The following is an 18876-nucleotide window of genomic DNA, read 5'->3' as shown; positions in this document are numbered from 1 at the left end:
TGTGTTCAACTTAGGCAAGGTAAGATCATGCCCATACCTTCTTGGATTGACCATGGATATAGGTCGTTAGCAATGAACACACGCCTTCTTAATCTCGATGTACTACGGGGGCTGGCTGCAACTTTGGTTGTCTGGCAACACAGTAGTGAAGTATTTATCCGCAACCCATCCATCGCCCAGCACGGCTCGGCACTGGCTGAATTTATCAGTCAACTGGATTTTGGCCGGATAGGTGTACTTTGCTTTTTCCTAATATCCGGCTTTGTCATTCCCCACAGTCTTCTTGCATCTAACCGTACTCTCAAGAGCTTTGCTATCCGCCGCTTCTTCCGCTTGTATCCCACTTACTGGTTATCTCTGACTGCAATTATCGGACTTACATGGTTGCTCGCTGACCGAACATTCTCTGCATCTACCATTCTTGCCAATACCACAATGCTGCAAGGTCTTATGGGGTTTGAAAGTGTTCAGATTCTATATTGGACTCTCACTGCAGAGCTGCTTTTTTACTGTCTCTGCGCACTGATGTTCACCCTTCGACTACTAGGGAACCCCAGATATCTACTTTTAGTGTGCTGGGGGGCACTATCGGTATTTGTCAGCATGCAACTTTTAGGGCAATCATCCACTCCAATTTCCCAGCTTCCCGCTACCATTACTTACCTCCCCTTTGCTATCGCAGTTATGTTCTGCGGAACCCTACTCAGGTATTGCTACGAAACAAGGCGCGGTTATCGTTACATGCTTTGGGGCCTGGTTTCGACTTTCTCGATACCACTACTCGTTATGGCCATGCACCTACTAGGTAGGTCGATCAGCGAAACTCCCCTCCGCTTTGTATCATCTCATTTCATCGCTTTAGCTATCTTCCTCGTTTTTGTATTACTTCCACCAAAGCCAATACGACATTTAGCCACTCTGGGGACTATCAGTTATTCCATTTACCTGTTTCATTTAATCGTTGTCTTTCTCGTCAGCTGGGCCATAAGCCAACCTTGGGGACAAGGGCTTACAAGTATTTCTCTATCCACGTTGCTTGTGGCAGTAACACTACTTAGCTTCGCTTTGGCGGCAGCCATTTATTGGTTGGTGGAGAGGCCCTGCATGCAATTTGGGCGCTTTTTGAGCGATCGAAACGACGGGTTAAACAGGTCAGGGGAAATGTTAAGGGGGAGTTAGTGTGGAAAACTATCGGAATAAGTTAGGGGCCTGGAAGCAAAAAAATAGCCGTAGACTTATTAGTCTACGGCTATTTTTAGCAGCCATTATTGAGTGTCTACTGCGCCCACAACAAGCTGATAGCAATAGTCCACATCATAATGCCCACCAGTACATCGAGTACCTGCCAGGTTCTGGGGTTCTTAAATAGCGGCTGCATCATGCTGCCACCCACTGAAAGAAGGGTGAACCATAACAGGGATGCACTACATGCCCCCAGCACAAAAAACCAGGTTCCATTGCCAGCATACTGCGCCCCTACTGAGCCAATCAGTACAACCGTGTCCACATACGCGTGTGGATTAAGCAGGGTTAAGGCTACTGCGGTAATCAAGGCAGAGCGGCGGGATTTCATCCACTCTTTTTGCTCTCCAAGACCTTTGTTAGTGAAGGCCGAACGGAAAGCCATGGCACCGTAGGAGAACAGGAAAGCAGCACCGAGCCAGGTCAGCCAGATCATCCAGTCGCCACCCGCTTGTGCGAGATTTGCAACCAGGAACACACCAGCTGTAATCAAGGCAATATCCATCAGTACGCATAAAGCCGCGATACTAAAGTGATATTGTCGACGGATACTCTGCGTCAGCAGAAACGCATTCTGCGCTCCGATCGCCATAATCAAACTGATGGTAGTCAAAAAACCTTTTGCGAGCGGCGCCAGCAACAACCCTGAAAACACGATGCCTCCTGTGTTTCATTTTCTAATTTGGAAGTGCCCGCAGGGCTGCGGGCCTGAATAGTGGCGCGAGATTAAGAGTCAAACTAGAATAAGTAAACTTAATTATACTGATCCCTCATAAGAAATTCTTATGCTAGACCTAAAGCAACTCCAAGCCTTTGCCTTTGTCGTAGAGGAGCGCAGTTTTGACAAGGCTGCCGCCCTACTCCATGTCAGCCAGTCTGCGATTTCCCAACGAATCAAAGCCTTAGAAAGCCAGGTTGGCCAAGCCCTATTGATACGCTCCAACCCTTTGCGGCCCACTGAAGCCGGCCTCAAAGTGCTGGGGTACTACCAGCAAATGCACTTGTTACAGCAAGAGCTTCTCACTGATATCGATCCAGAGGGAGGCAAGACCCGCTATAGCAACCAGAATAAGGTTCGTATCGCACTGAATGCAGATAGTTTGGATACCTGGTTCCTGGCTGCCATCACACCATTGATTCGATCCCAGCAGTTGCTCGTGGATCTAAAGGTTGACGATCAGGACGCTACCCATGAACTGCTGAAGAATGGTGAAGTCATTGGCTGTATCAGTTCAACAACCAGTAACCTCCAGGGCTGCCAATCAGTACTGCTCGGTCATATGGCCTATTACCCAGTATGCACTAAGGCCTTCAAAAAGAAGTTTTTTTCAGACCCGATTAAGGTTGAAGAGCTCCACTACGCTCCCACAGTGGAGTTCAACTATAAGGATCAATTGCAGAGTCGTTACCTTAAACAGTTTTGGGGAGTGGAGACTGGTCAGTACCCATCTCATGAAATCCCCTCGTCAAAGAGCTTCCTCAGTTTCTTAACTCTGGGGTTGGGTTGGGGAATGGCGCCAGATATTCAGATCGCGAGCCTGCTAAAAAGTGGAAAGTTGGTAAAACTCGCTGAAGACCAGTATTTGAAGATTCCTCTTTACTGGCATGTTTGGAATTTAAAATCGAAATTGATTAAAGAGATCACTATCAACCTCACAGAGCATGCTCGAAAAGCCCTGAGTCAGTAGTTCTTGAGTAATTAGTGATGGTGCAACTGCCAGTATGGACAGTAGTCCAGCTGCAGTTCGCCATTTTCCAGCTGCTCTAGGATTGAGAGTGCTTGATGATATATTGGTTGATTTTCCTTATGTCGAACATTTATATTTTTGAAGTCCCGATAGGATTCCTGATAAATTTCTTTCGCATCGCCTCCCAATAAAAAGCTAACTATTTGGTCTCCATGCTTTAACTCATAAGCGAAGTAAGCTCCGTCTAGCTTTTCTTTCTGTACTAATTTCGACGGTTCAGAAGTTATACGGCGAGTGTAATAATTTCCAGGTTTATCCACGATACACTGGGAATTTTCCTTGCCACAGTTTCCATTATAACTTTGCTTTAATCGCTCTATACTTTTACCGTAGTCGGGATCGGTCTGCCCGTATACAACACGTGAAACTCCTAAGAAAATCATCATTCCACTACACATCATGCAGGGTTCAAGAGTTGTATAAATACTAACATTGGAATTAGTTAAGTATTTGGTCTGAGGCCCTAAGCATTTTGTCTCAAGACATCTTTGCATTACACGCACTTCAGCGTGCTGGGTCTTATCCTCACAGACTGAAACCGAATTAAGCTGAACTCCCCCAATGCGCTTGGAAATATCATCAAATAAAACCGCACCAATATTATGGCCTCTTTTATTTTTATCAGTAGGTCTGACCCAGTCCTGGAATACTAAAGAGTAAGCCAACAACATCAGTATCTTATCCTGCTCATCCTTAACACTCTCGGCTTTAGCTATTCCCACAAGAGAGAGTTGTGATAGAACGAAAAATAACAGGAGGCGAAACAACCCGGTATTTTTACCAAAACTGTTCAGTTTTTTGATACTTAGGAGCCCGATTAAAGCCATTTCTCCATTTCACCAATAATAAACCTGACTCTGGCGGGTACAAGTTGAGTGCGCCTAAGCGCCAAATACAGTGTCTCACTAACGGGATTTTCAAGGCTATGTGCCTTAATCAATTTCGGCTTTCGAAATGCACTTACCGCATAGGCGGGTAAAACTGTGAAACCCAATCCCATACTAACGGGCTCCAGGATTAAGCTGATCTGATTGGAAAACCCTTTTTGTTGAAAATCTTCAAGACTTCTAAATTGTGGGAAGTTCGCTCCCAATAATAGACTCGCATGGTGTATACCGTCTGGATGGCCTATGTACCCCAGCGCTAAAAGCGACTCCCAATCAGGGGTTTTCACTTCAGCCGGCGTCACTAGCAATAACCTTTCACTGGCGATCGGCCGACTGTCAATCTCCTCTGCTTGTGGCGGGCTGGTCATTAATCCAATATCAGCACCGTTTTCCGCAATGGCCTTCTCTACATCCAGGTTGGGTGCGAAACGGCAGCTAATCGATAAACCCTGGTGGATTTTCTGCAGGGACAACAACTTGGGGTAGAGCTTCAGCCCCACACTCCCAGGGCACATCACTCGCACATCCCCATGGTGGGGAGGGTCTTCACCAACAATTTGCCCCAGGCTGGAAAGCTTCTGAATAATCCCCTGCCCTTCCCGGTAGAGCCGATCACCAGCATCCGTGAGAGTGAAGTGTTTACCCTGCCTGACTAACAGAGCGACACCTAAGTGCTCCTCTAACTTGCGTATATGCTGACTGACCCCAGACTGAGTCATATGCAAGCGATCCGCCGTACGAGTGAAGTGCCCCTCTTCAGCTAAAGTACAGAAGCTTCTTAACCACACTGGATTTATCATTACGAATGCTACTTGAAAATATTACAAATGATAATTATACGTAATGAATCAGAAGCTGTAACTTAACCGCATTCAACAAAGGAGACAGCTATGAGTAACGCATACCCGAGAACCTTTTCTCATATCGGTATTTCAGTGCCAAACCTTGAAGAAGCTGTGAAGTTTTACACCGAGGTACTTGGTTGGTACCTGATTATGAAGCCCACAGATATCACAGAGGACAAAAGCGCTATCGGTGAAATGTGCACCGACGTATTTGGCCCAAACTGGGGTAGTTTCCGCATTGCTCACTTATCGACAGGGGACCGGATTGGCGTAGAACTATTCCAGTTTAGCAATCAGGAAAACCCAGAAGATAATTTTGAATACTGGAAAACCGGGATCTTTCACTTCTGCGTACAAGACCCCAACCTGGAAGAACTGGCGGATAAGATTGTGGCGGCCGGTGGTAAAAAACGTATGCCGGAGCCCCGTTATTACTATCCCGGTGAAAAGCCTTATCGCATGATTTATATGGAAGATCCTTTTGGCAACATTCTGGAAATTTACAGCCACAGCTATGAGCTGATCTACAGTGCTGGTGCCTACTGATCTTAAGCACTCCAGAATTCACTCAGCATCACTCGAACGATGCTGAGTGAAATGCCAGCACAGAGTTATTCAGAGGCTCCCTAATTTATTTTGGTATTACTCAATCGCTCTGGTCTGCTGTGATGCTGACTACATTACGCAAAACCAACCAGGAAACCACAAAGGCCAAAATTCCACACACCGCAATTACCCCAGCAAGCGACCCTGGTGTTCCATTAAATACCAAACTGGTTATCAGGATAGCTACAGCCCCGATTGACAACTGCATAGTACCAGCCAGAGCAGAAGCCGTTCCCGCTATAGGGCCATGTCTTTCCATGGAAAGAATAAATGCCGTCGGAAGAACCAAACCGAGAAACATATTGCATACGATAAGCATGCATATCAGTAGTACGAGATGGTCAAAACCGGCCTCTATCACTAAATACATGGTCACCGAGCTTATTACAAATCCAGTCACACCCCACTTCACCAGCTTCACCATCCCTAAACGGGCACCGAAATTTGCCGAAAATTGACTCGACAAGAAAAAACTAAGCGCATTTAGAGCAAAGGCGAGACTAAATTCGGTTGGGGTCAATCCGTAGTAATTCGTATATAAGAATGAAGCTGCCGCAAAAAAAGCAAGTACACTAGCGAAGCCAAACCCTCCTATACAAGTAAGCCCTATATAGATCGGGTCACGTAGTAATATCGAATAAGACTCAAGCAGCGCACCTATTTTAAATGGTATGCGCTTATTCACTGGTAAGGTTTCGTGAAGGCTTGTAATAGCAAGTATCAGACTTAAAAAAGTAGCAATGGATATCCCCCAAAATATGCTGCGCCAACCAAACGAAATTAATAGCAGACTACCAATTAATGGCGCCAACATAGGAGAAATTGAAAGGACAAGAATTGCTGTGGTAAGAAGGCGAGTTGCTTGAGTACCCGTATAAGAATCTCGAATTATTGCTCGGGGAATCGACATTACCGAGGCGGCACCCACCCCTTGTAAGAAACGGAAGGCAATTAACCACTCGATAGTGGTTGCCAGGGCACAACAAATAGATGCGAAAGTAAAAACCAGCAAACCAAAATAGAGCGGCGGTTTGCGGCCAAACATATCGGAAGCGGGGCCATAAAAAATCTGACACACCCCGAACGCAATAAAATAAGCCATCAACGTATAGGACGCGACCTGGGTTGAGGTGTCGAGGGCCTTTGTCATCGCAGGTAATGCAGGCAGATACATATCAATGGCCATAGGACCAACAGAGCTCAAAAGCCCCAGGATCAACGCCATTTTTATAAAGCCTGAGTTCATCCACAGTCCCTATTGAACCAACTCCACCTTGGCACCTCTACAAGACACCTCTCACAATTACTAAAAAGGGAGAAGGAAAGAATACACCGCGCTTGGGACCCTAAGAGGCATGGATGCCGATTAGGAGCTTACAGGGATGTATTCACAGCGTGTCTCGAGAGCGGTGTATTCTTTCCTTCCACCCCAGTAGTAAGTTCCCTCATCATTTTTCGGACTGGCAGGTCAAACCTTAACCTTCAATCGTAGCAACTTAACTTAGGACCATAAGATCAGGGGAGTTAATGGCCCATGACGCTTCTATACCGTCTGCAGACGGTATAACTAAAGGTTTTCCAACCCTGACCTCCAAGCGTCCAAGGGGCTCCTGTGGTGCCCGGCACTTGTTCAGCGCCTCTTGGTGGAAAAGCCCTGTCATTCTAGCAACTGTGGTAGCTCAGGAATTTTTGCCTGGCCTGCTGGCTGCTACCAGCCACAAGCCCAAGCGGCACCCGCTTTCCCCACCAACAAGACAACGTCGCCGCCTCCCTTTAAGCTCCAGACGTCCAATTACCCCGCGCGGCCGCCGTCAGCGACCCTATATCGCCAATACCCCCTGTTGGATTATCACTCTGCAACCAAACAGTGATGACGTTGACCTATTACTCAGCGCCGGGAAAATGCAGCGACTGCATATCAACACGATTGATGGGATTGATGGGCGCTCAGGCATTCCGGAACTGGAAGACAATGAGCATATCGCGAGTAACGTCACCCGGTGGCGCCACTTGTGCGAACTCAAAAGCTCCGAGATTGGATGCTATCTCGCCCACTTGAGAGCAATTCGCCGGGCATACCGCTCCGGCTTGGACCGGGTCTGTATTCTGGAAGATGATGTACAGCTAGAACCCTCATTTGGCCGCGTCTTAGCGGAGTTAGAGCAACTCCCTGAAAATATCGAGATGGTTCGACTGATGGGACTTAAAGTCCGCAAGCGAAAAGTCGTGCAAGCCTTGAATGATGGTGTTCATCAGTTAGTGCGACCAGAGCGGGGGTGGTGTGGGGCACAGGGATATCTGATTAACCGGCGCGGGATGGAGAAAGTCTTAAAATATGCCAGCCGTATTTTCGAACCCATCGACAAGGTATTCGATCACTTCTGGCAATTTGACCTAAAACTGTATGGCGTTGAGCCCCACCTTCTGTGGGAAAACGAACACATCTCCAATATTGTTAAATCCAATATCCACCGCACGAAAGTCGCCCGGTGGCTCTATTGGCTGCACCCTTTCGGAAAACTCTGGCGCAGTGTGGGCAGGCACTTTTATTTAAGGCTCCACTCAAAAGGGTTCTATCCAGCAGAAAAACCCACACAGCGCACAGGACGTACGGCGCGGATTAAACCTTAAGAACCCTGCGATCAATTCTCCCAATAACGCTGCATTTTTAAAAACATAAAAGAAGCCGTCCAGGTAATCATCACCAGTCCCGTAAGGGCTTCAAGGCCAGCGGTAAAACGCAGATGCCCCAGGGGCTCAATATCACCGAAACCCAGTGAGGTATAAGTGGTAAATGAGAAATAGGCGCAGTCCAACAGGCTGCCATTAAAGTTGCCCACCAAAGTGCCAAAATAAGGCGAATTCACCATAAAGTAGTAACAGTAGGCAAACAGCCATATTTCAGCCACATGGGCGATCAGGGCGCCAAACACCCCCATCACAATCGCCAGGTTATGCTTAATTGGTATCCAGCGACCGATACGGGCAAGGGCACTCAATACTTCGTGGTGAATCAGGACGACGGTGGCGACAACTATCGAATTCACCACGAAAGCAAATGCCAGATCAGCGTCGATCATGAAAGAACTCGCGCACTAAATTGCTTGCCTCTTCCGCCATGACTCCCGACTCCACCGTAATCTTGTGATTGAAAAAGCTGGCCTGTGCCAATTCCAGCTGGCTCTCAACAACACCGGCCCGGGGCTCGGTAGCGCCATATACCAGCCGCCCTACCCGCGCATGTACCATTGCGCCAAAGCACATAGTACAGGGCTCAATCGTCACATATAAAGTGGTGTTTGGCAGGCGGTAATTTTGTTGTTTATCTGCCGCTTGCCGCAGGGCTACGATTTCCGCATGGGCACTGGGGTCACAATTCCCAATCGGGCGATTACTGCCCTCCCCTATGATTTTTCCATCCTGGACCAAAACCGCACCCACCGGTACTTCACCGCGCTCAGCAGCGAGTTGTGCAAGCTCCAGGGCTCGCCGCATAAATCCAAAGTCTCTGGGAGTCGCCATAACGCTGCTCTATTACCTCTACCTATCAAGTGCCTGTTATTTATGTTTAATAAAACGACGAATAACAAAGTCCGCCTCCAGCTCCAGGCTGTCGCGCTCTTCGAGTTTCTGCCGTTCTTCACGATTGCCCTTCCAGGCAAAAGGCGTCATAGCGAGAAAATCTGAAATGGCCTGCTTGCCCTTCAATACGAAAGGGAAACAGCAGCGCATATCGACTTCTGGGGTCAACTTCTCAATCACTTTTGGTGCGGGATGTTTACGCGGCTCTTTATAGAGGTACTTCTTTAGTGACCACAAGTGATCGGGGCCAGGGGATACGTCTACCAAATGGCCACCGGTTTTGATTACCCGCTCCATTTCATGATCGGGGGCTGGGGCAAAGATCTTCAGCAGGTTATCCACCGACTCCGAGACCACCGGTAAATTCACATTGCTGGCAACCACAAACTGAGCACCACTGTCGCGCTTGGCCGCCATACGCACGCCGGATTTTGAAATGTCGATACCGGAAAGGCCGTGGCCATGCCAGCCGGCGGACTCAAGCTCCCGCAGGTAATACCCCTCACCACAACCGATATCCAGTAAACGGCGACCGGGCTTGTAGGGCAAGAGCGCCGAAATACTATCAACCAAAGGCCGATAGTAACCGGCGTGAAGAAAGCGCCGCCGCGCGTGAAGCATCTCCGAAGAGTCACCGGGATCTTTGCGGCGCTTGCGATAAACGGGCAACAAATTGACGTAGCCCTCACGCGCGCGATCAAAACTATGTCGATTGGTACAGTGCCAAGTATCTTTTCCTAAAGTTAAGGGGGCAGCACAAAGCGGGCATTGCCAAATCATTCAACTTCCTGAGTGTGTCTATTCTCTTTTACAAACGAGCGCGAAGACCGCTGCATAATCAAATCTGCCGCCTTCTCCGCAATAGCGATCACAGGCGCATTGGTATTGCCACTGATCAGGGTGGGCATTATGGAGGCGTCCACAACCCTCAGTCCATCCACACCGTGTACTTTTAGCTCGCTGTCCACTACAGCCAATTCATCACTCCCCATTCGACAGGTACCTATCGGATGGTAGATGGATTCTGCATGCTGGCGAATATAGTGGATGATTGACTCTCTATCACTCAACTTCTGCTCTGGGCGCAAGGACTTTTTCTTGTAGCGACTCAGTTCCTCCTGGGCGAGGATATCCTGTGCCATTTCAAATGCCTCCACCATTACCTGCAGATCCTCGGGCTCACTCAGGTAGTTGGGTTCAATTCTGGGCAGTTTGCGTGGATCGGTGGAGTCCAGAGTGATCTCGCCGCGACTCTTAGGCCTCAGGGCACAGGCGTGAAGGGAGTAACCGTAGCAGGTGCGCTTATTAAACCCATGCTGGAAAGTCGGAACTGCCGTCATGTGGAACTGAATATCCGGGTTACCGCCCGCCAGACTGGAACTGGCAAAGCCCCCCGCCTCGGCCACATTGCTGGTTAAGGGCCCTTTATTTAAAAAGATCAGTTCTGGCAGGCGCATTGCGGTAAGGAGCTTCGGCCATAGTGCCTCGGAAAAGCTAACCGCTTCAGAGGCTTCCACTACTTGTATGATATCCAGGTGGTCCTGTAGGTTTTTTCCAACACCGGGAAGATGCGCTTGCGAAGTCACTCCAGATTTACGCAATTGGTCCTGATCCCCAATACCAGACAGCATTAATAGCTGTGGCGACTGGATAGCACCGGCACTTAAAATCACTTCCTTGTTCGCCAGGATTTTAGTGCCATCAAGCAATTCGACGCCGGTCGCTTTCTCTCCCCTGAGAATAATCCTCGCCACCTGGCTGTTGGTACGAACATGTAGGTTAGAGCGGCTGGAAACTGGGTGCAGATAAGCTGTAGCCGCAGAGCAGCGGCGTCCGCGCCGTTGGGTTACTTGGTAAAAACCCACGCCATTTTGCTGGCTGCCATTGAAATCATTATTCGGCCGGTGTCCCAGGGACTCAGCTGCGCGTAAAAAAGCATGCCCCGATCGGGTTTTCCACTTTAAATCCGAGACCGACAGAGGGCCGTAGCCACTGTGGTGCGCATCAGTACCCCGTTCATTGCCTTCCGACATTAAGAAGTAAGGCAACAAACCTTTCCAGCCCCAACCGGGATTACCCTTTGCTTCCCAGGCATCGTAGTCGTCGCTATTGCCACGGATATAAACCATGGCATTGATAGAGCTACTACCCCCGAGGGTCCTACCCCTCGGCCAAAACAGTTTCCTGTCATTCAGGTGCTTTTGTGGCGTGGTATGGTGGTGTAGGTTATAGCGAGTACCCGGCAGTAACTCGCCAATACCCACAGGGATGGAGATCAGGGGGCTCCGATCTTTAGGACCCGCCTCCAGAAGACAAACTCGATTCTGCTCTTCGGCACTGAGCCGATTTGCTAAAACACAACCGGCGGAGCCGGCACCTACGATCACATAATCAAAAATCATTTGAGTGGACATGGGACCTCAGCACCTTTGTAGCTGGATGGTCCACTGACGGTACACTCAAGCTGTGAATAATGACAGGCTGGAGGTCACCCAAGCATGCCCAATTCCGAATTCAGTGATGATCAGGTACTCACCTGCTGGCATAAGAATGCTCATGAGTGGACTAAAGTAGTAGACAATGCCGCCATTCCCAGCCGCCGACTGGTTACTGATGCCGCCATTGTCAGCACAATCATGGCGTACCAACCAGCAAGCATTTTAGATATCGGTTGCGGTGAAGGCTGGCTCAGCAGAAAACTGGCGGAGCAAGGTATTCGAGTCTGTGGTGTCGATGGCGTTAAAGATTTAGTGGATATTGCCAGCGCTCGAGCAGGCGCCAATGAGTCCTACCGGCGATTGCAATACGAAGAAATTTGCGCCGAAAAACTGGAACAGCAGTTTGAACTTATCGTGTGCAACTTCTCCCTCATCGGAAAGGAATCTGTCGAGCAACTATTCAGCCATGCACGCGAGTTAATACTGCCCGGTGGGTATTTTGTCATCCAAACTCTTCACCCCCATCAAGCCTGCGGTAATGAGCCCTATCGAGATGGATGGCGCCCGGGATCTTGGGAAGGTATTGAGGGAGATTTTGAAGAGGCCGCTCCCTGGTATTTCCGCACCCTGGAAAGTTGGGTCCAGCTATTTCGTGACAACAGCTTTGCCATAGAAGCGATTTACGAACCCAGGGCCGATAGCCAACCAACCCCATCCTCACTGATTATTTGTGGGAGAATTTTGCGGTAGCGCATTTTGGAACTCTTTCCTGGCACCTAAGCCCCGATCCGGTGGAAAGAGGAGCTATTCAAGACAATTTTTTCATCAGCATTGGCACAGAAATACCAAAACAATAATAAAAAAACATTGGCGGGCTCCTGCTCACGCTCGCGACCACTTAGACAAAAATGAAAAAGTATCCATTTCATGCGGCCTCCAAGGAAAGAGATGACTTTTTCGGACTGTCCAGTAAGTGGAGTTGCATCAGCCGCCTAATTAATTCGAAAAAATGCTTTGTTAAGGGTGACCCATAATAAATTCAACGACCGCTTGCGGCCATCGAAATGAGAAGTTGACACCCAGGGGTAAACAGAATGCTACTCTGCAGTTTCCGATTCAGCGCCAATCAACTAGTGCCAAAAACCGTTGGCCTATTTCTTCTGCCCGCGTGCTGCGTCTGTTCTGCCGATGAGTTATTTATCCCGGATTCCCATGAAACCCTGAATATGGAATCCGGCAGTCTGTTTTTCTCCGACAGTGCATTTGCAATGGATAACGAAGCCCTGGTCCAGGCCGCCGAGTACTTGCGCACCAATAGTATGAGCAACGTACAGCGACGCCTGAATTACCAGTGGCTGCAGATGCACACCAATCCAGATAAGTTTAAGCCCCTGAAAGGCGGCAAAGCCCTGTCCAAAATCTTGCGAATGGGCCTTGAGACTTACAAAGCACAAAACTCCCGTGCCGCACGTACAGGCTTGCTCAGGTACACCAACAACGAGGGCAAGATTGGCAGCTCGGTGGACTACGGCATCTCTCTGTCCGACGACAAATTCAAGTTCTCTTTTGAGCTGGAGTTTTAGGGAGCCCCTGAACTCAGGCGCGCTACCTCTCCTTCCCCGTTTACAGGTTTGTTAGAATCTCCGCCACTTAAAACCGGCGGAGATAACCGTGAGTAGCTCGAACACCCCCAAATCCTTTCCTGAACTCCCTGTTGCCGGGGTGGGTCCACGCCTGGCCGCACTGCTCTACGACCTGCTGATACTGATGGGCCTACTGGTGGTTTACGGCTTTATCGCGCTGATGGTTGCCTCTACCGTGGTGGGCCTCAACTGCCAGCCCGAGGCAAATGACTACAACCCCTGTGTCAGCGGACCATTCTTCCAGCTGGGCGCTCTAGCGGTTATCGTAGGGTATTACTTCTGGTCCTGGAGGGCTGCGGGTCAAACTGTGGGGATGCGCGCCTGGCGCCTGCTGCTGGCGAGCCCAAACGGAGCCCAGCTCACTTGGCGCCAGTGTATCCTTCGCGCCATCGTAGCGCCGCTGTCTATTGCTTGTTTGGGACTCGGTTACTTCTCTGCTTGGGCCAGATCCGACAAGGCCACGTGGCATGACCTTATCTCCGAATCCGAGGTGCGCGTACTTCCCAAGAAGTCTAAAAAGTAGAAGGCCAGGGGCCCTAACGGGCCCGCTGCAGTAGATACCATCCCGCGCCAAAGCACAGCAATATCGGTAGCAGCACCGCGAGGAAAGGCGGGAAACCAAATACCAGGGAAGATGGCCCCAGCATATCCTGGACAAACTGAAACACCAGGCCAACCACCAATCCGGTAAACACACGCAGCCCGGTGGTTACTTCCCGCAGAGGGCCAAAAATAAAGGAAATCGCCACCATCACCAGACTGGCGATAGTGAGAGGCTGCAATACCTTTTTCCAGAACTGCAACCAGTAGCGACTGGAATCCTCACCCTTGCGATCGAGGAAATTGCCGTAAGCCCACAAGCTGCGGGGTGACAGATCCGCTGGCAAAGGCACCACCAAGGCGAATAACTCTGGCGAAATCTCCGCCTTCCACTCGGTCGTAGGCAGCGCCTCACTCTCGGTATGCTCATCGGTGAAGATGGTCGTGCGGCTATTCTCCAACTCCCAGCGCTTGCCATCAAAATGGCCGCGCTCAGCAAACTCCACCTGCTCCAGCTCTCGATCGGCACCGAAGTGATAGCGGGTAACACCGTAAAGTTCGCCATCTGGCAGTGCCGCGTTGAAGTGAACAAACTCGCCGCTGTCTTTCAGCCACAGGCCACTTTCCAGACCGCTCGCCTCCAGCTCACCCAATGCCCGGGCTTTGTCACTCTCGGCAATTACATTGGTCTTGGGAATAACAAATTCCGCCAGGCCCAAGCCCAGTAAAATCAGCAACATAATGGGCTTCATCACCGCCCAGGTAATCCGACCGATTGAGACTCCGGCAGACCGCATAACGGTCAGCTCACTGGTACCTGCCAATGAACCAAGCCCCACCAGACACCCAACCAGGGCGGAAAAGCCCAGCTGTTCATAGATACGCGCCGGCAATGTCCAACCCACATACTTCAGGGCATCGATAAAGCCGTAATCCTTCTTCAGCTCCCCCAACTGGTCCACTAATGCAAAGACCACAGTGAGGCCAAGAATAATCATCAGCGCGCCACCCACAGCAACAATAACGGTGCGGGCGATATATAAATCGAGCTTACTCACCTGGCGACTCCTTCACACCCTCGGGCAAACGCTTGGGCGGCGCCTTGCGCCAATTTCTTCCCGCTAACAACAGCAAGCCGAGCAATAAGAACGGCGGGTGAACCAGCCAAATCATTGCCGGATTGGAAATCTTGCCGTCCTCAATCGCCCCCCTGACACCCTGCAGGATTACCAGGTAGGTGATATACAGCAGAATGGCCGGGATCATCTTCGCAAAACGCCCCTGGCGAGGGTTGGTACGCGATAAGGGCACTGCGAGTACTGCAACCACCAATACCAATATCGGAAGACTGAAGCGCCAGTAGAGGTAGGCCCTCTGTTGCGGATCATCACCTTTAAGGAGATCCAGGGTTGAAGCCGATTCCATCTGATCCTGCAAGCGGCTACGCTCGCGAGGCACCTCTAGAATCACCGAGTAACTGTCAAATTTCATCTGGCGGTATTCCCGCTCACCGGGAACACCCTCATAGCGAAAACCGTCGCGCAGTACCAAATAGCGCAGGCCTGTCTCAGGATCTATCTCCTGTACACCTTCACGAGCGCGGATGACAATCTGCTGGTCTGCCTCAGTTTCCTCTTCCGCACCACCCAACTCAGCCAGGAATACCCCCAACATGGTGGACTTGTCTTCGCTCAGCGCATCGGCGTAATAAACCGCGCGGCCGCCCTGGGAGGACACAAATCTCTTTGGTACCAGGTGATCAAATTCGTTGCGCGCCTTTTCTGCATTTAACAGGCTGGTGGAACGCTCCATACCCGCCGGAGAGAAATACAGGCTCATGGACGCCACCACCAGCGCCAGCATCAGTGCTGGAATCATGGTATAGCCCAGCAAACGCCAATCGCTAAAGCCGCAGGCGTGCAGAACCGTCATTTCACTTTCTATATAGAGGCGGCCATAAGCAAGGAGAATCCCCACAAACAGGCCCAGTGGTAATACCAGTTCCAGGAACCCCGGCAAACGGAATCCCATCAGGGAGAACAGGATATTCGCCGAAATATCACCGGCGGCAGCTTCCGCCAGGTATTTCACGAATCGGCCGCTCATCACAATTAACAGCAAAATTGCGCTAACCGCTAGCGTGGCAAACAGCAGCTCGCGGCAGAGATAGCGAAAAATAATCACAGGGCGAACAAATTCCTTGGTGACAGCGGTGTGATGGTGTCTGAATCAAAAACGAGCAAGTTTCCCTCTAGGTACAGCAATCCACAGGCAGGCGGGTTAAACTTGTGCGACGCATTATCACTAAAAATTCTTGCTATGTCTCGGCCTAGAGGCATGCAATCTATTGTCAGATTTTAAGGAAAGCGAAAAATGCAGTTCTCCGCCAAGGTTGCAGATATCAGTAAACAACGCAGTGCCTGCTCAATTATTTCAGCAGATGCCAAAAATAACCTCAGCGAAAGTGGAAAAAGCCTGGATAAACTGACCGGGGGAATCATTGCAAAAATCCTCAAGCGCGGGGACTTGGGGGCCAAATCCGGCAGCACCCAGCTGATCAATCTTATCGACGTTCCCAGCGAGCGCGTTCTGGTCGTACGCACCGGTAAAGGCACCATCAGCCAGGCGGAATTCCGCAAGCTGGCAGCCAGCAGTGCCAATGGAGTAAAGAACTTTAAAGAAGCCACGAGCTACCTGTGCGAAGTAGAGGTTGAAGGTGCCGACAATCGCTGGAAAGCACAGCAAATCGCCATGGCCGCTGGTCTGGCAAGCTACCGCTACACCCTGTCCCGCACCGATGCAAAGCCCCTGCCCCTGGCGAAATTTACCATCCACGCCCCAGAGAAAAAGCAGCTGAAAGCTATTCAAGGCGGCATGGAAGTAGGTGCCGCTCAAGCACTGGGCAGTAATGTCGCCCGTGATTTGGGGGATCTCCCAGGCAATATCTGTACCCCCAACTACCTGGTTGCCCAAGCTAAAGCTCTGGCCAAAAAACATGCAAAGCTCACCACCAGCGTGCTGGACGAAAAGAAAATGAAAGCCCTGGGCATGGGTGCTTTCCTCAGCGTCTCCAAAGGCAGCGACGAGCCCCCCGCGCTGATTGCCATGAACTACAAAGGCGGCAAGGCCAGCGAAAAACCTGTGGTATTGGTCGGTAAAGGCATCACCTTCGATAGCGGCGGCATCAGCATCAAGCCGGGCCAGGCTATGGACGAAATGAAATACGACATGGGCGGTGCCGCTAGTGTCTTCGGCGTGATGAACGCCCTGGTTGAACTGCAGCCTTCTATCAACGTAGTAGGCCTGGTTGCCGCTGCTGAAAATATGCCCAGCGGCCGTGCCAGCAAGCCCGGTGATGTTGTGACTTCCATGTCCGGCAAAACCATCGAAATCCTCAACACCGATGCCGAAGGCCGCCTGGTTCTGTGCGATACGATCACCTACGCAGCCAAGTTCAAGCCCAGCGCAGTGATTGATATCGCCACCCTCACCGGTGCCTGTGTTATTGCCCTGGGCCATCACGCCACCGGTCTCTACGCCAATAACGAAGAACTTGCCAAGAACCTTCTCCAGGCTGGCGAAACTACTGGCGACCGCGCATGGCAAATGCCGCTGTGGGACGAGTACCAGTCCTCCCTGGATTCCAATTTTGCCGATATCCAAAATATCGGTGGACGCGAAGCCGGTTCAGTAACCGCTGCCTGCTTCCTGGCGCGTTTTGCCAAAGACTACAAATGGGCACATATGGATATTGCCGGTAGTGCCTGGAAGTCCGGCGCACAGAAAGGCGCAACCGGCCGTCCGGTTCCCCTACTGGTTGAATATCTACTGGGCAAATAAGTAGCCAAAGCGCACAATAGCCGCCGGCACCATCGGTGCCCGGCCGCCGGGCGGTCCATTAATTAATGGGCCGCTTTTGTTTTTGGCGGCGTATCAATATGGCCGGGATTATTTGACCAGTATCTGTAATGACTCGCATTGATTTCTATATTCTCTCTTCCGACCAACCGGAACACGCCGATGTTTTTGCCTGCCGCCTGGCTGAGAAAGCCTTCCGCGCGGGTATGCGGGTATTAATCGCGGTGGACGACCCGCAACGGGCGGAGCAGATGGATCAACTGCTGTGGACATTTCGCGAGGACAGTTTCCTGCCTCACGCCCCGCAAACTGAAAACCAACAGGCGCAAATAGAAATTAACAGCGGCGAAGACCCCGCAGATCACCACGGCTTACTGATCAATCTCTGCTCCAAAGTACCCAAGTGGTTTAGCCGCTTTGAACGCTTGGCAGAAGTTGTGATCCAACAACCGGAACCATTAAAACGGTCCCGATTGCGATTTGGTCACTTCCGCGATCGCGGATATCCGTTACAATCCCATAAGATTAATTAGAGCCTCTAACTACGTCCGAGAGTCATGTCCGGCAAAAAAAACAAACACAAGCACCGCGGACAGCAGCGCAAGCAGCCCAGTGAATTTCTGGATGAACTTAATTCACTGCACAACTTGCTTGTCACCGACGAGAACAATGAAGAAATCCCCGTGCTCAGCCAAGTGGCCAAGCAGGGTAATCCTGTAACCCCTGAGCCCCCCACACTTCCCACTATTGCCGACATACCAAAACCCAGTGGGACACCAGCTACCAGTGAGTTCGAAGATATCGATACCTCACTGGAAGATATCGACCTGCCGATTTTATTTTCACCGGTTGAAGAAGAGATGCTGGCCCAGCAATCCCTGTCGCTGGCAGAGTCTGACCTGGCTCTTTTGCGCCCGCTTCAAGAGCTGGCTGTAGAGGATGAGGAACCGCAGGCTTCCGCAGAAACCGGGCAATTCGGCGAAGAGCCCGTTGAAGATAAACCGGTTGAAACACCGTTAGAGCAGATTTCCCGGGAAACCAACGCTGAAGATTCCCCAGAGGCCGAACCGAAGGGGCAGCCCGAACCGCAGCCGGAGCCCCGGGCGGAAAACCCGTTCCTGCCAAATCATATTCGCTCCCGCCTCACCGGTGGACGGCCCCTGCCAGTTGAAGAAAATACCCAAGTAACCGAAGCAACAGTGCCCTCGGAAACAGAAGCCCCAGCAACAGTGGCCCCGGCCCCTGAAGTAAAGGAAGAAGCTGAACTTCCAAGCACTGAGGCCCAAGCCGCCGAAGAAGATCCAGCCGCAGACCCTGAGCCCTCCGCCAAAGAGCGCCAGCGCCAGGAATTGATCGAACAACTCGTCGCCCAACAGCTGCCCAAACTGGAGCGCCGCCTGCGCGCCCAAATAGAACACGTGGTCGACGAGCTCGGCGTTTGGGATTAAGAGACGGTCTAAGGGAGCCTCTGAATAACTCCCTAAGCT

General features: G+C 50.7%; 21 protein-coding genes. 10 read left to right on the top strand and 11 right to left on the bottom strand.

Annotated elements, in window-relative coordinates; all coding sequences use genetic code 11:
* Nucleotides 1-72: 72 nt before the first annotated feature.
* Entirely contained in the window at nt 73-1179 is a 1107-nt protein-coding gene (locus tag ACJJI4_RS02300) for an acyltransferase family protein (protein ID WP_444926909.1), read from the top strand.
* Between the two features lie 97 nt (nt 1180-1276).
* Here ACJJI4_RS02300 and ACJJI4_RS02295 read toward each other — a convergent pair whose 3' ends face one another.
* Nucleotides 1277-1897, bottom strand: coding sequence for a LysE/ArgO family amino acid transporter (locus ACJJI4_RS02295; RefSeq protein WP_444894975.1), 621 nt, complete (start codon nt 1895-1897; stop codon nt 1277-1279).
* A gap of 130 nt (nt 1898-2027) precedes the next feature.
* Here ACJJI4_RS02295 and ACJJI4_RS02290 point away from each other — a divergent pair, with 130 nt between their 5' ends.
* Nucleotides 2028-2930: a LysR family transcriptional regulator ArgP gene (locus ACJJI4_RS02290; protein ID WP_413664659.1), complete on the top strand. Its 903-nt coding sequence runs from the start codon at nt 2028-2030 to the stop codon at nt 2928-2930.
* A gap of 11 nt (nt 2931-2941) precedes the next feature.
* Here the strand turns inward: ACJJI4_RS02290 and ACJJI4_RS02285 are convergent, their stop codons facing one another.
* A complete protein-coding gene (locus tag ACJJI4_RS02285; RefSeq protein WP_444926908.1) occupies nt 2942-3817 on the bottom strand; it encodes a nucleoside deaminase in 876 nt (291 codons plus the stop codon).
* Nucleotides 3808-4677, bottom strand: a complete 870-nt coding sequence (locus ACJJI4_RS02280) for a LysR family transcriptional regulator (RefSeq protein ID WP_444926907.1) — start codon at nt 4675-4677, stop codon at nt 3808-3810. Before ACJJI4_RS02280 ends, ACJJI4_RS02285 begins: the two co-directional genes overlap by 10 nt.
* Nucleotides 4678-4767: 90 nt before the next feature.
* Here ACJJI4_RS02280 and ACJJI4_RS02275 point away from each other — a divergent pair, with 90 nt between their 5' ends.
* The gene (locus ACJJI4_RS02275; RefSeq protein ID WP_282933974.1) at nt 4768-5268 is read left to right on the top strand and encodes a lactoylglutathione lyase family protein; all 501 of its coding nucleotides are present in this window, start codon (nt 4768-4770) and stop codon (nt 5266-5268) included.
* Between the two features lie 100 nt (nt 5269-5368).
* Here ACJJI4_RS02275 and ACJJI4_RS02270 read toward each other — a convergent pair whose 3' ends face one another.
* Nucleotides 5369-6574: a multidrug effflux MFS transporter gene (locus ACJJI4_RS02270; protein WP_444926906.1), complete on the bottom strand. Its 1206-nt coding sequence runs from the start codon at nt 6572-6574 to the stop codon at nt 5369-5371.
* Between the two features lie 281 nt (nt 6575-6855).
* On the opposite strand from ACJJI4_RS02270, the gene ACJJI4_RS02265 reads away from it, so the two are divergent.
* Nucleotides 6856-7959, top strand: coding sequence for a glycosyltransferase family 25 protein (locus ACJJI4_RS02265; protein ID WP_444926905.1), 1104 nt, complete (start codon nt 6856-6858; stop codon nt 7957-7959).
* An 11-nt stretch (nt 7960-7970) separates the two neighbouring features.
* Here the strand turns inward: ACJJI4_RS02265 and ACJJI4_RS02260 are convergent, their stop codons facing one another.
* Genes ACJJI4_RS02260 through ACJJI4_RS02245 form a run of 4 tightly spaced genes read right to left on the bottom strand, consistent with a single transcriptional unit; the run spans nt 7971 to nt 11324 of the window.
* Nucleotides 7971-8408, bottom strand: a complete 438-nt coding sequence (locus ACJJI4_RS02260) for an ion channel (RefSeq protein ID WP_282933977.1) — start codon at nt 8406-8408, stop codon at nt 7971-7973.
* Entirely contained in the window at nt 8395-8850 is a 456-nt protein-coding gene (gene tadA / locus ACJJI4_RS02255) for a tRNA adenosine(34) deaminase TadA (RefSeq protein ID WP_282933978.1), read from the bottom strand. Before tadA ends, ACJJI4_RS02260 begins: the two co-directional genes overlap by 14 nt.
* A 36-nt stretch (nt 8851-8886) precedes the next feature.
* A complete protein-coding gene (locus tag ACJJI4_RS02250; protein WP_444906179.1) occupies nt 8887-9690 on the bottom strand; it encodes a putative RNA methyltransferase in 804 nt (267 codons plus the stop codon).
* Nucleotides 9687-11324 carry a GMC family oxidoreductase gene (locus ACJJI4_RS02245; protein ID WP_444926904.1) on the bottom strand — a complete coding sequence of 546 codons (1638 nt, stop codon included), beginning with the start codon at nt 11322-11324 and terminating at the stop codon, nt 9687-9689. The genes ACJJI4_RS02250 and ACJJI4_RS02245 overlap by 4 nt, the downstream gene beginning before the upstream one ends.
* 84 nt (nt 11325-11408) lie before the next feature.
* Between ACJJI4_RS02245 and ACJJI4_RS02240 the strand changes: the two genes are divergently transcribed.
* Nucleotides 11409-12098, top strand: a complete 690-nt coding sequence (locus ACJJI4_RS02240; RefSeq protein ID WP_444926903.1) for a class I SAM-dependent methyltransferase — start codon at nt 11409-11411, stop codon at nt 12096-12098.
* A gap of 26 nt (nt 12099-12124) precedes the next feature.
* Here ACJJI4_RS02240 and ACJJI4_RS02235 read toward each other — a convergent pair whose 3' ends face one another.
* Nucleotides 12125-12277 (bottom strand): hypothetical protein, encoded by a 153-nt coding sequence (locus ACJJI4_RS02235; RefSeq protein ID WP_413664650.1) that lies wholly within the window; start codon nt 12275-12277, stop codon nt 12125-12127.
* 165 nt (nt 12278-12442) lie between these two features.
* On the opposite strand from ACJJI4_RS02235, the gene ACJJI4_RS02230 reads away from it, so the two are divergent.
* Nucleotides 12443-12931: a hypothetical protein gene (locus tag ACJJI4_RS02230; RefSeq protein ID WP_282933982.1), complete on the top strand. Its 489-nt coding sequence runs from the start codon at nt 12443-12445 to the stop codon at nt 12929-12931.
* Nucleotides 12932-13019: 88 nt separating this feature from the next.
* Nucleotides 13020-13514, top strand: a complete 495-nt coding sequence (locus ACJJI4_RS02225) for an RDD family protein (RefSeq protein WP_444906181.1) — start codon at nt 13020-13022, stop codon at nt 13512-13514.
* A 13-nt stretch (nt 13515-13527) separates the two neighbouring features.
* Here the strand turns inward: ACJJI4_RS02225 and lptG are convergent, their stop codons facing one another.
* Together lptG and lptF are read right to left on the bottom strand one after the other, a co-directional pair.
* A complete protein-coding gene (gene lptG, locus ACJJI4_RS02220) occupies nt 13528-14589 on the bottom strand; it encodes an LPS export ABC transporter permease LptG (protein WP_444926902.1) in 1062 nt (353 codons plus the stop codon).
* Complete coding sequence (gene lptF, locus ACJJI4_RS02215) at nt 14582-15715, bottom strand: LPS export ABC transporter permease LptF (RefSeq protein ID WP_444926901.1); 1134 nt, start codon at nt 15713-15715, stop codon at nt 14582-14584. The genes lptG and lptF overlap by 8 nt, the downstream gene beginning before the upstream one ends.
* Before the next feature lie 189 nt (nt 15716-15904).
* Here lptF and ACJJI4_RS02210 point away from each other — a divergent pair, with 189 nt between their 5' ends.
* The 3 genes from ACJJI4_RS02210 to ACJJI4_RS02200 all read left to right on the top strand — a co-directional run bounded on the left by ACJJI4_RS02210 (nt 15905) and on the right by ACJJI4_RS02200 (nt 18837).
* Nucleotides 15905-17371, top strand: coding sequence for a leucyl aminopeptidase (locus tag ACJJI4_RS02210; RefSeq protein WP_444926900.1), 1467 nt, complete (start codon nt 15905-15907; stop codon nt 17369-17371).
* A 128-nt stretch (nt 17372-17499) separates the two neighbouring features.
* Nucleotides 17500-17922, top strand: a complete 423-nt coding sequence (locus ACJJI4_RS02205; protein WP_282933987.1) for a DNA polymerase III subunit chi — start codon at nt 17500-17502, stop codon at nt 17920-17922.
* A 24-nt stretch (nt 17923-17946) separates the two neighbouring features.
* Nucleotides 17947-18837: a hypothetical protein gene (locus ACJJI4_RS02200; protein WP_444926899.1), complete on the top strand. Its 891-nt coding sequence runs from the start codon at nt 17947-17949 to the stop codon at nt 18835-18837.
* Nucleotides 18838-18876 lie beyond the last annotated feature (39 nt).

It is taken from the genome of Microbulbifer maximicatervae (SeqCode) (assembly GCF_052467305.1).
The sequence above is the reverse complement of the archived record's forward strand: the minus strand, read 5'-3'. Positions and strand labels throughout refer to the sequence as shown.